General features: G+C 62.9%; 13 protein-coding genes and 2 pseudogenes. 9 read left to right on the forward strand and 6 right to left on the reverse strand.

What is annotated here, in order from left to right:
- Positions 1-22 precede the first annotated feature (22 nt).
- On the forward strand, positions 23-2,221 hold the full coding sequence (gene katG, locus NKJ93_RS29065; RefSeq protein WP_352482344.1) for a catalase/peroxidase HPI: 2,199 nt from the start codon (positions 23-25) through the stop codon (positions 2,219-2,221).
- Between the two features lie 77 nt (positions 2,222-2,298).
- Here the strand turns inward: katG and NKJ93_RS29070 are convergent, their stop codons facing one another.
- Positions 2,299-2,976: an MIP/aquaporin family protein gene (locus NKJ93_RS29070; protein WP_023677138.1), complete on the reverse strand. Its 678-nt coding sequence runs from the start codon at positions 2,974-2,976 to the stop codon at positions 2,299-2,301.
- 348 nt (positions 2,977-3,324) lie between these two features.
- On the opposite strand from NKJ93_RS29070, the gene NKJ93_RS29075 reads away from it, so the two are divergent.
- From NKJ93_RS29075 to guaA, 4 genes are all read left to right on the forward strand, one after another.
- The gene (locus NKJ93_RS29075; RefSeq protein WP_352592615.1) at positions 3,325-4,614 is read left to right on the forward strand and encodes an RsmB/NOP family class I SAM-dependent RNA methyltransferase; all 1,290 of its coding nucleotides are present in this window, start codon (positions 3,325-3,327) and stop codon (positions 4,612-4,614) included.
- 145 nt (positions 4,615-4,759) lie between these two features.
- Complete coding sequence (locus NKJ93_RS29080; protein ID WP_352482342.1) at positions 4,760-5,218, forward strand: PaaI family thioesterase; 459 nt, start codon at positions 4,760-4,762, stop codon at positions 5,216-5,218.
- 27 nt (positions 5,219-5,245) lie between these two features.
- Entirely contained in the window at positions 5,246-5,896 is a 651-nt protein-coding gene (locus tag NKJ93_RS29085; RefSeq protein WP_023716494.1) for a 5'-methylthioadenosine/S-adenosylhomocysteine nucleosidase, read from the forward strand.
- Between the two features lie 86 nt (positions 5,897-5,982).
- Positions 5,983-7,545, forward strand: coding sequence for a glutamine-hydrolyzing GMP synthase (gene guaA, locus NKJ93_RS29090; RefSeq protein ID WP_352482341.1), 1,563 nt, complete (start codon positions 5,983-5,985; stop codon positions 7,543-7,545).
- Positions 7,546-7,807: 262 nt separating this feature from the next.
- On the opposite strand, the gene NKJ93_RS29095 is transcribed toward guaA, so the two are convergent.
- Positions 7,808-8,380 carry an NADPH-dependent F420 reductase gene (locus NKJ93_RS29095; RefSeq protein WP_352547813.1) on the reverse strand — a complete coding sequence of 191 codons (573 nt, stop codon included), beginning with the start codon at positions 8,378-8,380 and terminating at the stop codon, positions 7,808-7,810.
- A gap of 407 nt (positions 8,381-8,787) precedes the next feature.
- Between NKJ93_RS29095 and NKJ93_RS29100 the strand changes: the two genes are divergently transcribed.
- Positions 8,788-9,021, forward strand: coding sequence for a hypothetical protein (locus tag NKJ93_RS29100; RefSeq protein WP_023716496.1), 234 nt, complete (start codon positions 8,788-8,790; stop codon positions 9,019-9,021).
- A 159-nt stretch (positions 9,022-9,180) separates the two neighbouring features.
- Here the strand turns inward: NKJ93_RS29100 and NKJ93_RS29105 are convergent, their stop codons facing one another.
- The gene (locus tag NKJ93_RS29105; RefSeq protein ID WP_352592624.1) at positions 9,181-10,311 is read right to left on the reverse strand and encodes an aminopeptidase; all 1,131 of its coding nucleotides are present in this window, start codon (positions 10,309-10,311) and stop codon (positions 9,181-9,183) included.
- Between the two features lie 264 nt (positions 10,312-10,575).
- Between NKJ93_RS29105 and NKJ93_RS29110 the strand changes: the two genes are divergently transcribed.
- The 3 genes and pseudogenes from NKJ93_RS29110 to NKJ93_RS29120 form a co-directional block, all read left to right on the forward strand.
- Positions 10,576-11,235: a L,D-transpeptidase gene (locus tag NKJ93_RS29110; RefSeq protein ID WP_352482339.1), complete on the forward strand. Its 660-nt coding sequence runs from the start codon at positions 10,576-10,578 to the stop codon at positions 11,233-11,235.
- 10 nt (positions 11,236-11,245) lie between these two features.
- Entirely contained in the window at positions 11,246-11,758 is a 513-nt protein-coding gene (locus NKJ93_RS29115; RefSeq protein WP_352592618.1) for an OmpA family protein, read from the forward strand.
- Between the two features lie 1,143 nt (positions 11,759-12,901).
- Positions 12,902-13,027 (forward strand): annotated as a pseudogene (locus tag NKJ93_RS29120) (LysR family transcriptional regulator); the annotation flags it as partial.
- A 106-nt stretch (positions 13,028-13,133) separates the two neighbouring features.
- Here the strand turns inward: NKJ93_RS29120 and NKJ93_RS29125 are convergent.
- The 3 genes and pseudogenes from NKJ93_RS29125 to NKJ93_RS29135 all read right to left on the reverse strand — a co-directional run.
- A complete protein-coding gene (locus tag NKJ93_RS29125; RefSeq protein WP_023716502.1) occupies positions 13,134-13,946 on the reverse strand; it encodes an SDR family NAD(P)-dependent oxidoreductase in 813 nt (270 codons plus the stop codon).
- Positions 13,947-14,110: 164 nt separating this feature from the next.
- A complete protein-coding gene (locus tag NKJ93_RS29130; RefSeq protein ID WP_352493861.1) occupies positions 14,111-14,614 on the reverse strand; it encodes an SRPBCC domain-containing protein in 504 nt (167 codons plus the stop codon).
- Positions 14,615-14,617: 3 nt separating this feature from the next.
- Positions 14,618-14,803 (reverse strand): annotated as a pseudogene (locus NKJ93_RS29135) (NADP oxidoreductase coenzyme); the annotation flags it as partial.

The raw sequence follows: 14,803 nt of genomic DNA on the forward strand, positions 1-14,803 counted from the left end.
ATCAACAAAATCGGAGGCAAAGATGGACGCGAAAACCGACGACAACAGCGCCGGCAAATGCCCGGTCCCACATGGATCGGCCAGGAGGAGCAATCGTGACTGGTGGCCGAACCAGCTTGACCTTGCCGTCCTCCACCAGCAGTCCAGCCTCTCGGACCCGATGGACGAGGACTTCGACTACGCCAAGGAATTCAAGAGCCTCGATCTCGATGCGGTGATCAGGGATCTGCACCAGGTGATGACCGATTCGCAGGATTGGTGGCCGGCCGATTTCGGCCATTACGGCCCGCTCTTCATCCGCATGGCCTGGCACAGCGCCGGCACCTATCGCATCGGCGATGGCCGTGGCGGCGCCGGCGCCGGCCAGCAGCGTTTCGCGCCGCTCAACAGCTGGCCGGACAACGCCAATCTCGACAAGGCGCGCCGGCTGCTGTGGCCGGTCAAGCAGAAATACGGCCGCAAGATCTCCTGGGCCGACCTGTTGATCCTCACCGGCAACGTCGCGCTGGAATCGATGGGCTTCAAGACCTTCGGCTTCGCCGGCGGGCGCGCCGATGTCTGGGAACCCGAGCAGGACGTGGACTGGGGGTCGGAAACCAAGTGGCTCGACGACGAGCGCTATTCCGGCGACCGCGAACTTCAGGGCCATCTCGGCGCCGTGCAGATGGGGCTGATCTACGTCAACCCGGAAGGGCCGAACGGCACGCCCGATCCATTGGCCTCGGCACGCGACATCCGCGAAACCTTCGCCCGCATGGCCATGAACGATGAGGAAACCGTGGCGCTCATCGCCGGCGGCCACACCTTCGGCAAGACCCACGGCGCCGGCGATGCGTCGCTGGTCGGGGCGGAGCCGGAAGGCGCAGGCATCGAAGCGCAGGGCCTCGGGTGGTCGAGCAAGCATGCCACCGGCATTGCCGGCGATGCCATCACCTCGGGCCTCGAGGTGACGTGGACCACGACGCCGACCAAATGGAGCAACAACTTCTTCGACAATCTGTTCAACTACGAATGGGAACTGACCAAGAGCCCGGCCGGCGCCCATCAGTGGACACCGAAGGGCGGCGCCGGTGCAGGCACCGTGCCGGATGCGCACGATGCCTCGAAGCGCCGCGCCCCGGCGATGCTGACCACCGACCTCGCGCTACGCGTCGACCCGGCCTACGAGAAGATCTCGCGGCGCTTCCATGAGAATCCGGATCAGTTCGCCGATGCCTTCGCCCGCGCCTGGTTCAAGCTGACCCATCGCGACATGGGTCCCGTCGTCCGCTATCTCGGCCCGCTCGTGCCGAAGGAAGAGCTGATCTGGCAGGATCCGATACCGGCAGTCGACCACGAACTGGTCGGCGAACAGGATATCGCCTCGCTGAAGGCGAAGATCCTGGCCTCCGGCCTGTCCGTGTCCGAGCTGGTCTCGACCGCCTGGGCCTCGGCCTCGACTTTCCGCGGCTCCGACAAGCGCGGCGGCGCCAACGGCGCCCGCATCCAACTGGCGCCGCAGAAGGACTGGGAGGTCAACCAGCCGGCGCAGCTGGCCAACGTGCTCGAAAAGCTCGAAGGCATCCAGAGCGAGTTTAACGCCGGGCAGTCCGGCGACAAGAAAGTCTCGCTTGCCGACCTCATCGTTCTCGGCGGCGTCGCCGCGGTCGAGAAGGCGGCGAAAGACGGCGGCCATGACGTCAAGGTGCCGTTCACGCCAGGCCGCATGGACGCCTCGCAGGAACAGACCGATGTCCAGTCCTTCGCCGCGCTCGAGCCGAAAGTCGATGGCTTCCGCAACTACGTCAGGGGCAAGCCGCCGATGTCGGTCGAAGCGATGCTGGTCGACCGGGCGCAGCTGCTGACCTTGACGGCGCCGGAGATGACTGTGCTCGTCGGCGGCTTGCGAGTGCTCGGCGCCAACACCGGCAAGTCGAAGCACGGGGTGTTCACCGACAGGCCGGGCACGTTGACCAACGATTTCTTCGTCAACCTGCTCTCCATGAACACGGTCTGGGATCCGGCCGCCGGCTCCGATGAAGTCTACGAAGCGCGCGACCGCAAGACCAGGGCGGTCAAGTGGACCGGCACCCGCGCCGATCTGATCTTCGGCTCGCACGCGCAGTTGCGGGCGCTTGCCGAGGTCTACGGCTCGGCCGACGCCGGGCAGAAGTTCGTCAGGGATTTCGCCGCGGCCTGGACCAAGGTGATGAACGCCGACCGTTTTGACCTCGCGGCCTGATCCAGCACACGAAGTTCTCGACGCAACAAAAAAGGCGCGGGCCTCGACCCGCGCCTTTTCGTTGGGCCTCCGAAAAGTCAGTCCTTCTCGAAGATACCGGCCTTGGCAACCACGCCGGCAATGGCGCCGCCGATCAGCGGCGCGACGATGAACAGCCACAGCTGGCCGATCGCCGCAGTTCCCGAAAACAGCGCCGGTCCGATCGAACGGGCCGGGTTGAGCGATGTGCCGGTCACCGGGATGATGGCGAAATGCAGGCCGGCCAGCGTCAGGCCGATTACGAGGCCGGCGAAGGCCGTGGTGTGCTTGGCGTTGGTGACGCCGAGGATCACCGTGACGAAGGTGAAGGTGCCGATCAGCTCCCACAGGAAGGCCGAGCTGACGCCCCATTTCGTCACGTCCCAGCCATTGGCGCCGAAGCCGCCGGTGTGGCCGCCGACCTGTCCGGAGACGATGATCCACAGTGCCAGCGATGCGATGATGGCGCCGATGACCTGCGCGATCCAGTAGGGAATGACGTCCCTGGCCGGCATCCGCCCGGCGAGGAACACACCGAGCGTCACCGCCGGATTGAGGTGCGCGCCGGAAATCGGGCCGATCGCATAGGCCGCCGCAATCAGGCCGATGCCGAATGCCAGACCGATACCTTCCTGGCCAAGCGGCAGCGCGCCGCCGAAGCCGCCCGTCACCACCGAAGCCGTGCCGATGAACACCAATAGAAACGTGCCTAGAACTTCCGCCAGATAAGTTTTCATTGCCCTCTCCTCGTGTCGACCCGCGGCTCCGCTTTTTTCTGCGACGCGAATCACCGCGCAAAGAGTATTCGCAACCGCAAAAGTTGCAAAGCAGCGCAGTTGCACCTGCCGGTGTGCTTGTGCTCGCCAGACAAGAACATGAGAGGCTTATAATATATTGATCGAATTATTTGGTCCCGCATGCCGACGCCCGCTTGGTGGCGGCGGCTCGCGATGCACCAACCCACATTCGTCACCCGCCTTGCATGGATTGTCTCGCCGTCGGGGGAAACAGACTGTTTCAATCAGGACACGAAAAGCTCTAAGAGCAGGGCCGGATTTTATTTTGCTGAGTAATGGAAGACGACAATGAGACTGGGCGGGCGGCTGGCGGCAGCCATCGAAGTGCTTGACGACATCGGCCGGCGCCACCGGCCGGTGGCCGATGCGCTGAAGGACTGGGGCCTGTCGCACCGCTTCGCCGGTGGCGGCGACCGCGCCGCGATCGGCAACATCGTCTACGACGCGCTGCGCCGCAAACGCTCCGCCGGCTGGCTGCTCGGCGACGACACGCCGCGCGCCATCGGCTTCGGCGCGCTGCTGCTCGAGTGGGGCCAGACGGCACAGTCGCTGAACGAGGCGCTCGAGGGCGACAAGTTCGCGCCGCCGCTGCTGAACGCCGACGAATTGAAAACCCTCGCCGCTCGCCGGCTCACCGACGCGCCGCCGGCTGTCAGGGCAGACATCCCTGACTGGTGCATGCCGCTGTTCGAGCGGGCGTTCGGCACGGCCTGGGTGGAAGAGGGTGCCGCGCTTGGCACTCGCCCGCCGCTCGACCTCAGGGTCAACACGCTCAAGGCCGATCGTGGCAAGGTGCTGGCGGAATTGGCGGAGACCGGCGCCAAGCCTGCGCGGATCGCGCCGCACGGCATCCGCATCCCGCCGATCGACGGCGACGGCAGGCACCCGAACGTGCAGGCCGAACCGGCCTTCCAGAAAGGCTGGTTCGAGGTTCAGGACGAAGGTTCGCAGATTGCAGCCGAACTGGCCGGCGCCGAGCCTGGCATGCAGGTGCTCGACTTTTGCGCCGGCGCCGGCGGCAAGACGCTGGCGGTGTCTGCGGCGATGGACAATCGCGGCCAGATCTTCGCCCACGACGCCGAAAAGGCAAGGTTGGCACCGATCTTCGACCGCATCCGCCGCTCGGAAAACCGCAATGTGCAGATCGTCACCAAGCCGGCCGAGCTCGCGCCGCTCGGCAAGCATATGGATATCGTGCTGATCGATGCGCCTTGCACCGGCAGCGGCACCTGGCGGCGCCGGCCGGATGCCAAATGGCGGCTGACGCCGAGGCAGCTCGACGCCCGCAAGGGCGAGCAGGAGACGATACTCGACGCCGCCAGGGACTTCGTCAAACCCGGCGGCCTGCTGGTCTACATCACCTGTTCGGTGTTCGACGAGGAAAACGGCGACCAGGTTTCGGCCTTCCGGGACCGCCATCCCGGCTTTGTCCCGGTCGATCACCGCCAGCTTTGGGACAGCCGTTTTGCGGGCCACGAAGCGGCAGTGCGTATTGGCGCCGCGGGCGGCATTTCGCTGTCGCCGTTGCTGAGCGGCACCGACGGCTTTTATTTCTGCGCGCTGCGGCGGGCTGGCTGAACGGTTGCCGGATGTCGCCGATCTCGCTTCTTATCAGCAGGTTTAGCCAATTGCTGCAGTGCAGCATTTGCGATTGCCTGCCGCCCACCCCTCTGCGATAAATGCCTCTGCAATAAGATTTGTCGAGAAACGAAGGGCGACGGCCATGGCAGCAAAGATCGTTCCTGCTCCCGATTATGAGGACCGCGTCAGGACGTCCTTCGCGCGCCAGAACGCGATGATGACGATTGGCGCCGAGCTGACGCTGGTGACGCCCGGTATCATCGAGATCGAAATGCCCTATTCGTCGGCACTGACCCAGCAGCACGGCTTTCTTCATGCCGGCGTCATTTCGACGGCTCTCGATTCGGCCTGTGGCTATGCGGCATTCTCGCTGATGCCGGAAAATTCCGGCGTGCTGACCATCGAGTTCAAGGTCAATCTGCTGGCGCCCGGCCGGGGCGAGCGCTTCCTGTTCCGCGGCTCGGTGACCAAGCCCGGTCGCACCATTATCGTCGCCGATGGCCAGGCCTATGCGTTCACCACCGACGGCGAGGCCAAGTTGATCGCCACGATGACCGGAACGATGATGACGGTGCTCGGCCGCGACGATATCGAGGGCTGAGGAACGGGCAGGGGAGGACAGACGATCATGGCCGGCAAGACACCTGGTGAGCTCACCCTGATTTCCGGCAAGTCCGTTCTCTTCGTCATGGCGGCCGAAGCCGAATACGGCCCACACTTGCAGCGGCTGTTCACGCCGCTGATGACCGGCGTCGGGCCGGTCGAGGCCGGCGTCGGGCTCAGCGCCGAACTGTCCCGGCTGCACGCCGGGAAGGCGCTGCCGGATCTGGTCGTGTCGCTCGGTTCGGCGGGCAGCCGGATGCTGGAGCAGACGGAAATCTACCAGGCCGTTTCGGTCGCCTACCGCGACATGGACGCTTCGCCCTTGGGTTTCGAGAAGGGCGCCACGCCGTTTCTCGACCTGCCTGTCGGTGTGCCGCTACCGTTCAGGATACCGGGCATCAGGCCGGCGACGCTGTCCACCGGCGCGGCAATCGTCTCCGGCGCCGCCTATGACGCGGTCGCCGCTGATATGGTCGACATGGAGACCTTCGCCTGCCTGCGCGCCTGTCAGCTGTTCGACGTGCCGCTTATCGGCCTGCGCGGCATTTCCGACGGGGCGGCCGATCTGAGACACGTCGGCGACTGGACGGAATACCTGCATGTCATCGACGAGAAGCTGGCCGGGGCGGTGCAACTGCTGGAACAGGCGATCGCGTCTGACACGCTGCAGTTTTGACCTGTCGCATGAAGATGCGGATTCGGAGTGAGAGAGACGGCCCGCAACCCATTGCGCCGACTCGTTTCTTTCTTTAAACGCTCGCCATGAAAACAGCCAATCATCCCGACACCGTCCTGATTGTCGATTTCGGCAGCCAGTTCACTCAGCTGATTGCCCGCCGCATTCGCGAGGCCGGCGTCTTTTCCGAGATCGTGCCCTTCCAGTCGGCTGAGGCGGCGTTCAAGCGCATCAATCCAAAGGCGGTGATCCTGTCCGGCGGTCCGGCCTCGACCAGCGACATCGGCAGTCCGCGCGCGCCACAGATCGTCTTCGACGCCGGCGTGCCGGTGCTCGGCATCTGCTATGGCCAGATGGCGATGTGCGTGCAGATGGGCGGCGTCGCCGAAAGCTCCGACCATCGCGAGTTCGGCCGCGCCTTCGTCGAGATCGCCAAGGACAGCCCGTTGTTCGAGGGCCTGTGGGCGCCCGGCCAGCGCCACCAGGTGTGGATGAGCCATGGCGACCGTGTCATCTCCCTGCCGAAGGGATTCGAGGTGCTCGGAAAATCGGAGGGCTCGCCCTTCGCCATCTTCGGCAATGTTGAGCGCAAGATGTACGGCCTCATGTTCCACCCCGAAGTGGTGCACACGCCGGACGGCGCCAGGCTGCTCCAAAACTTCGTCCACAACATCGCCGGCATCGAAGGCGACTGGACGATGCGGGCCTACCGTGAGCACGCGGTCGAGACGATCCGCAAGCAGGTCGGCAAGGGCAAGGTGATCTGCGCGCTTTCGGGCGGCGTCGATTCCTCGGTCGCGGCCCTGCTGATCCACGAGGCGGTCGGCGATCAGCTGACCTGCATCCTCGTCGACCACGGGCTGATGCGCAAGGACGAGGCGGCCGGCGTGGTGGAGATGTTTCGCCAGCACTACAATCTGCCGCTGATCCTGGTCGATGCTTCGGACCGTTTTATCGGCGCGCTCGAGGGCGAGTCGGATCCGGAGAAGAAGCGCAAGACCATCGGCCGGCTGTTCATTGAAGTGTTCGAGGAGGAGGCCGAGAAGCTCGGCGGCGCCGATTTCCTGGCGCAAGGCACGCTCTATCCCGACGTCATCGAAAGCGTCTCTTTCACCGGCGGACCGTCGGTGACGATCAAGTCGCACCACAATGTCGGAGGCCTACCCGCGCGCATGAACATGCAGCTGGTCGAGCCGCTGCGCGAATTGTTCAAGGACGAGGTGAGGGCGCTCGGCAAGGAGCTCGGCCTGCCCGACAGCTTCATCGGCCGGCATCCGTTCCCCGGCCCCGGTCTCGCCATCCGCTGCCCGGGCGGCATCACCCGCGAAAAGCTGGAGATCCTGCGTGAGGCCGATGCCATCTATCTGGATGAGATCCGCAAGGCCGGCCTCTACGACGCCATCTGGCAGGCCTTCGCCGTGCTGCTGCCGGTGCAGACCGTCGGCGTGATGGGTGACGGCCGCACCTACGAATTCGTCTGCGCGCTGCGCGCCGTCACCTCGGTAGATGGCATGACTGCGGATTTCTACCACTACGACATGGCATTCCTGGGCGCCGCCGCCACCCGCATCATCAACGAGGTGCGCGGCATTAACCGCGTCGTCTACGACGTGACGAGCAAACCGCCAGGCACGATCGAGTGGGAGTGAGGAGGGAGTGCGGTGGAGTAGTATCGGATAGCAGAGGACACTCGAGCGAATCCTAGGCCATCGATAGCAGCCGATAGGTTCTAGGCGACCGGCAGATCTGCCGCTGTGTCGGGCGTCTCCCCGCTCTTCGAACGGCGCCCATACCCCGTCGGGCCCACCCCAACCTTCGCGACTTTGTGGCCTTCAAATATTCGGTCGCGCGCTGCTCGAAGAAGTTAGCGCGCGACCAGTTCTCGGCGTCGACCACACGGTCGTAGATCGATTACTGCTCCTTCTTGAACAGGTCCTGGAAGATGAGCTGGCCCCAAGTGCGGCCGCGTGCGTGCACCAGCGCGCCACCCTCGCTGAGCTTTCCCAGCTTGACGGGTGCGAACCCGAGTTGTTTGGCCAAGGCCGCCACCGGAGCGGTCGCGTCCTCGTCGTCGCTCGACAGAAAGACGACCCGGTGGCCGCCCTCGACGACCAGGTGATTGAACCCTTTCACGAGCTTGGCGCCGGTGAACGCCTTCGCGACGAAGGCGGAGGACGGGAGACCGTCCAGCTCTTCAGGGACTGGAAACGCGTTCATCGCGTCGATGACCGTCTTGCCTTTCCAACTCGGCAGGACCTTCGCAACCTCGCGATGCTCCCCGAACGGGACCGCCAAGATGATTGTGTCGGCCTCGAGTGCATCCCGCAGCGACTTGGCGACGACCGTGGGTCCAATCGCCCGAGCCTGTGGCGCCAGCGCCTCGGGTGGCCGGCGGCTCGCGACGGTCACGTCGATGTTTTTACGGGCGAAGGCGTGGGCGAGGGCCTGGCCTACCGCACCGAATCCTACAATCGCATAGCTCATAATACTTCTCCGATCCGTGTTGGTCTTGATTCCCCGGCCCTCAACGGCGCTGGGTTATCCGTTTCGCTGCATGGCGACCTTCGCGAGATCTTCGGACTGCCACCCCAAGCGATGCGCGTCATCGGTTCGAATTCCTGAATTGACGCGTAGACGTCCTGCCGTGAACGACTTCCGCGCGGCCGGACGGTCAGCCGCGCGGCAGGCAAGCCCGGATACTCGAACGTGTGCGTCCAATCCTCCTCACTCGTTCATGTCGACATGGCTTGCGATCTCCGACTCAGGCGGAACCTATGACTCACAACCGACCCCAAGGAACACTGTTGCCGCCCATCTAGCCGTCTTATCGGTATCGGCGAAGCCGCTGATCTGTGCTAAGCCGCCGCCCGAATAGCCAAAGGAGTACACCCGTGAGCGAGCCGACCGTGGCCGAGGCGACCGACAGCATCTATGCATCGCTCCGGGCGAACAATGCCGACATCGACGCACATATCGCGGCGCTCAAAGCAGCGCTGACGCGAGAGGGGATAGAACAGGCGGTGTTCGATCCGGCAAGGCTGGCACAGAACAACCGTTCGGGCCGCAAGCTGATGCAGGCTTATTTTCGGCAGCGCGGCGTGAGCGTGAGGTTTTCGGCCTCGTAGGGGCGCACACTGAGGCGCCACAGCCCGCCGGCAATCATTGTGGTCCAGGACCCCTCGGGGAGTTCAGGCAAGTCCGCTTTTGGCTTCTGTAGGCCGACATGCGTCTTCTGGCCCCGCCGACGTCAAAGTACCTAGGAAATCGGCCGACAAATGGTCAATTCAATCACCTGCGCTGGCTGCCGAGTACATCAGCGACCGATTCGCCGCTTCTGGCCTTCGGATTTGACCGGCCCAATCGCATGTATCTGCCGCCTCGAGCGCTTCGGCGCGGTCAGATTTGTCTAACGCTCCTATCCGTCGAACCGACGCGAAGAACCGTGGATAGTCGCCCGAACACAAATCGAATAAGCGGAGAAACGCAGTCACCCGATCGCTGTAGACGGAAGTCGCGGCGAGCTTTGCGTTGTTGATCGGAGCATCGAACCAGGCGTCATATCCACGGTATCCACCCCAGCGCCTGTCGCGCATCTGTCGGTATCGCGTCCTCAGCCGTTCGATCGCGGCCTTCTTCGCGGCCCACTTCTGCTCAGAAGTAACATCGTCGTCATAGACATGCCTTAGCTCGTCCCGGGTCTGCGACACCAGCACAAGAAATTCAGCTCTGCGCCTCCGGTCGGCTTCGTAACGGCGCAATCCGGCAGTATCGCCGGTCGCGCGCAGCCATTTTCTCACACCCGTTGTTTCGACAGCGACAGCGAACGCTTCGTTGAACGAGGAATCGTCATGCACGTAGACGCGCTGGTGAGCGAGTTCGTGGAATACCAGCCCTGCAAGATACGTTTCATCTTGGCTGAGCATGGTGCTTAGCAGCGGGTCACTTGACCAGCCGAGCGTGGAATATGCAGTGATGCCCGTCACATAGATGTCCAGGCCCTGTCTCTGAAGTTCGACAGCGGTTTCAATCGCAGACCTTTTGGAGAAGTACCCTCGGTACGGTACGCATCCGAACACCGGAAAGCACCATGTTCGTGGCGTCAGCGAGAATTCCGGCGCTGCAAAGATGGCCCATGTCACCGCGTCTCGACCAACGTCAACATAGCTGCGGTAGCTGTTGTTGTCCGGCAGCGCTAGTTCATCTATCGCAAACTGTCGGATGGCGTTCGCCGATGCCATTCGAGCGCGCAATGTCCCAGGGGTCGAAGGATTGTCGATCAGCTCTCCGACATCCTGGCGCGCCGCCATGATCTCCACGTGACCCTTCAAGGATTGTGCGTAGTAGGAAATGCTGGTGCAACCTGCCACGCCGGACATCACGATCATCGCAGCAACCGAACGAAAAGCATGCATCATGCCCACGGCATCGCTCACACTTCCGGATAGGGCAAATGTCGCAACTACGCCCGGTCCCAAACAGTCGCGCCAATTTGGTAAGGTCCTGGAGGGGGTTTAGGTTAGACGTTCGTCCTCGGCAAGATAGTCACAATTCGGTCACTCGCCGCCAAATTGCCGAATGTCCGGACACGGCCGACTTAAGCAACGCAGCATTTTCCACTTTGAGGCGAAATAATTCTCAACTATGGTCCGCCAGGCTTTAGGCATGGGGGAATATTGCCGATGGTTTTATCACGCAGGGGTGTCGTGCTCGGCGGCCTGGCGCTGGTCGCGGTAGGTGCAACCAGCAATATTGCTCAAGCCGCGGCGGCAAAATCCTTTTTCGCCGGTACCGCCAGCGACAACAATTTTGTCTATCGCAAGACCAACTTCGCCAAGATCGACAAGAGATGGCATCGCCAGATCGTCAAGTATTTCAGCAGCGAGCCGGTCGGCACCGTCGTGGTCGATACCCGCCACCACTTCCTCTACGTCATCATGGAAAACAAGACCGCCATCCGCTACGGCGTCGGCGTCGGCAAGGACGGCTTCAAATGGTACGGCCGCGCGACGATCGACCGCCGCGCGCTGTGGCCGCAATGGGTCCCGCCCCCCGAAATGCGTAAGCGCAAGCCGGACCTACCGCCCATGGTCGCAGGCGGCGCGTCCAACAATCCGCTCGGGCCGCGCGCGCTCTATCTGCACCGCGACGGCGCCGACACCGGCTACCGCCTGCATGGCACGCTGGAGCCATGGAGCATCGGCACCGACGCTTCCAGCGGCTGCATCCGCATGTTCCCGGAAGACATCATCGACCTCTACCAGCGCTGCCCGATCGGGACCGCGGTGCAGGTCTTGCCGCACATCGCCGACCAGGCGCCCGCTTCCACCACTGTCGAATGATTGGCGCCTCATGAACCGCACGATTGAAAACACGCGCCGGCTGCTCGCCGCCGGCCTGCTGGTGCTGGCCGCATCCTGCTCGACCAGCAACACGCTGGCCCCTTCGACGCCCAACATCACCAACACCGAGGTTGCCGGCTTCCAGAACGTGCAGCCGGGCAGCGAGGAGGATTTTATCCTCAATGTCGGCCGCCGCACCTATTTCACGCAAGGTTCGGCCGCGCTCGATTCTGTCGCCAAGGCCACCCTCGACACCCAGATCGCCTGGTTAGCAAAGCATCCGCGCTGGCTGCTCAAGCTGCAGGGTTTCGCCGACGATCCCGGCGCAAGTGAAACGGCGCTGTCGCAGCAGCGCGCCGATGCGGTGATGGACTACCTCGCCGCCGGCGGCATAGACCGCAACCGCATGTGGGCCAAGGGCTACGGCAAGGACAGGCTCGTCCGCGAGTGCCCCGACAACGCCTGCAGGTCGCAGAACCGCCGGGTTGTGTCTAATTTGCGCGATGTGAGGGACGAGCCATAGGGCTGCTGTTTTGCTTGTGACCCGAAGCAGAGTCTCACACGCGACGGCGGCATGGCTGCTTTGCGCCTCATCTCAGTCGTTAACCCAAACTCTGCCTCGACTTGAAAGCGGTTGTTCCCACAACTGCAACAGCGGCAGCCAAGCGTCCTTTCTTTTGTGATGATCCCAAGAGCCATTGCTCTGCCACACTACGGCCTTTGGGTTACAGACAGGCGAGTGTGACGCCTGTTGCTTCGGCGTTTCCTGCGGGCTTGCGAACCGCAATATCGGAAGCCGATCGCTCGGTGACCTCCGTCGCCGATTTGGATCAATCAGCGGTTCACAATTTGTTTCGCGTAGGATAATGCCCGATCGTGGGAAATTTTGCGATCGTCACTGAATGAACAACCTTGACCTTTCCGCCACGACTTCGTTCTGAGCGTCAAGCCAGAGTACGCTACCAAGATTGTAAGCGGTCAGAAGAAAGTCGAACTGAGGCGTCGATTTCCGTACCTTTACACGCGCGGCAGCGTCGACTTCTTCCGCACATATCCCGGAATGTATGTGCCGCGGCCGCTGATGCTGCGATGTCAGGTCCTCGGTCAACCACTGCAGCATATCGCGTACGAGACCCTGGCTTTGACCAAGATGAATTGGAACAACACTCAGTTCGACAACGGAATGCCGATTACTATTGCGACGGCAAGACAGGTGCGGCAGGTGCTGAAGTACCTCGGAGACGGGCAGGAGATCGCTCCAAGGTACAGCTTTTACATGTAGAGAATCGGCTCTGACGCTGCGGAAGCGGGCAGCTCTATGTCGGCGAACGAAAGCGATGGAGTGAACACAAACGCCCACTCTGGCTGCGCGAACGGAGGGGAGTGCTGTGGAGTAATATCGGATAGCAGAGGACACTCGAGCGAATCCTAGGCCATCGATAGCAGTCGATAGATTCTAGGCGACCGACAGATCTGCCGCTCTGTCGGGCGTCTCCCCGCTCTTCGAACGGCGCCCATACCCCGTCGGGCCTACCCCAACCTTCGCGACTTTGTGGCCTTCAAATCTTCGGTCGCGCGCTGCTCGAAGAAGTTAGCGCGCGATCAGTTCGTGGAGATGTTTCGCCAGCACTATAATCTGCCGCTGATCCTGGTCGATGCTTCGGAGCCGGTGCTTTCCAACCATGCGGTCGAGCGGCACAATATCACGGCGGTCTGGCCGGAAAGCCGGCGCGCCAATCCCGCTGTGCGCGCCTTCCTCGACCTGTTGCAGGGTGTGTCGAGAAACAGGTGAAGGTCACGGCCAGCATTTGGCCTGAAGACACCGGGCAGGGGAAACTCAGCCGCAGGTGTCGACCGTCCGCTGGTCGGCGCCATTAGCGCCATAACCGTCTCGGCAGCTACGCGACGAAGCGGACCACGCCGCCATCCACCCGCAAAGCCGCGCCGGTTGTCGCCGAAGCCTGCTCCGAGCATGCGTAGATGATCATGTTGGCCACCTCATCGGTGGTCGCGAAGCGTTGGATGAGGGTGGTCGGACGCATCGCCTTCAAGAAGCCCTGTTCGGCCTCCTGCTGCGTGATTCCGTTTGCGTCAGCCTGCTTCGCCATGAAGTCGCCCAGGATCTCAGAGCGGGTAGGTCCCGGCAGGACGGCGTTGATTGTGACACCCGTGCCCGCGACCGCCTCGGCGAGCCCGCGCGACACCGCGAGTTGAGCGGTCTTGGTCATGCCGTAGTCGAGCATTTCCTTAGGGATGTTGACTGCGGACTCGCTACTTACAAACACGACGCGGCCCCAGCCTTTCGCCACCATCCGCGGCAGATAATGACGGGTCACGCGCACGCCACTCATTACGTTCAACTGGAAGAGGCCAAGCCAGTCCTCGTCGGGGATCTTCGCGATGTCCTCGACGCCACTGTAGCTCCGGATGTGAGCCGTACCAACATTGTTCACAAGGATATCGGCGTCCGGCGCCTGCGCGATCAAGGCCTGGGCACCCTCCGCTGTCGCAAGATCGGCGGCGATGCCCGAGATGTCGCTTCCGGGAAAGGCCTGCCGCATCTGCCTCACCGCCTCGTCGACCCGGGTATTCCCACGGCCGTTGACGACGACCGATGCACCGGCACGGGCAAACCCCTCCGCCGTCGCGCGGCCGATTCCGGCGGTGGATCCGGTGACAATCGCCTTGCGGCCCCTGAGTTCAATATTCATGTCATTTATCTCCAATGGTAGGTGGGTGATCATCCGCCGATCCAGGCTGGAAGCGCCCGTCGTCTGTTGAGTACCGACAATATTCGGGACGAAGGCAGGCCCAGTACTGTTCGGTCGAAAGCGTTGCGGCCCAAGCAACCGGCCAGGCCTTAAGACAAGCCCATTCAACTTGCCCTGCTTGCCACTTCCGCCTCCGCAGCGCGGGCGAGGCTTTCGACCCATTCCTGGTGATAGCGGTAGAGTGCACCGGGATGCTTGCGCCCGAGTTCCTCAAGGAACCAAGGGCCCTGCTGCGTTTCTTCGGTCAGCACATGGCAGCCATCGACCGTAGGAGTGATGACCCAGCCGTGGTACGCGCTCGAGCCGGTCTCGTCGCCATCGACCGTCGTCGCCCACGCGAGCCTGCGGAAGGGTTCACACTCCGTCACGACCAGACTCATCGGAAAGCCAACCGTCACCCGGCTGTATCTGGTTTGAAGCGCCAGTTCCGGCTTGCCGGTCAAGATCTTGACCTGATCTTCGGCGGGAAAGTAGCTCGACCAATTCTCGGCATCGACGAGCAGCTTCCAGACCACTTCAGCCGGCGCCTGCACGTCAATGTCGTTGAGTGCGTAGATGGCCGACGTTTTCGGATCATATCGCTCGGGCCAAATCACATGATCATACATCGATTACTGCTCCTTCTTGAACAAATCCTGGAAGATGAGCTGGCCCCAAGTGCGGCCGCGTGCGTGCACCAGCGCGCCACCCTCGTTGAGCTTTCCCAGCTTGACGGGTGCGAACCCGAGTTGTTTGGCCAAGGCCGCCACCGGAGCGGTCGCGTCCTCGTCGTCGCTCGACAGAAAGACGACCCGGTG

This window comes from Mesorhizobium sp. M0028 (genome assembly GCF_040323855.1).
Classification (GTDB): Bacteria; Pseudomonadota; Alphaproteobacteria; order Rhizobiales; family Rhizobiaceae; genus Mesorhizobium.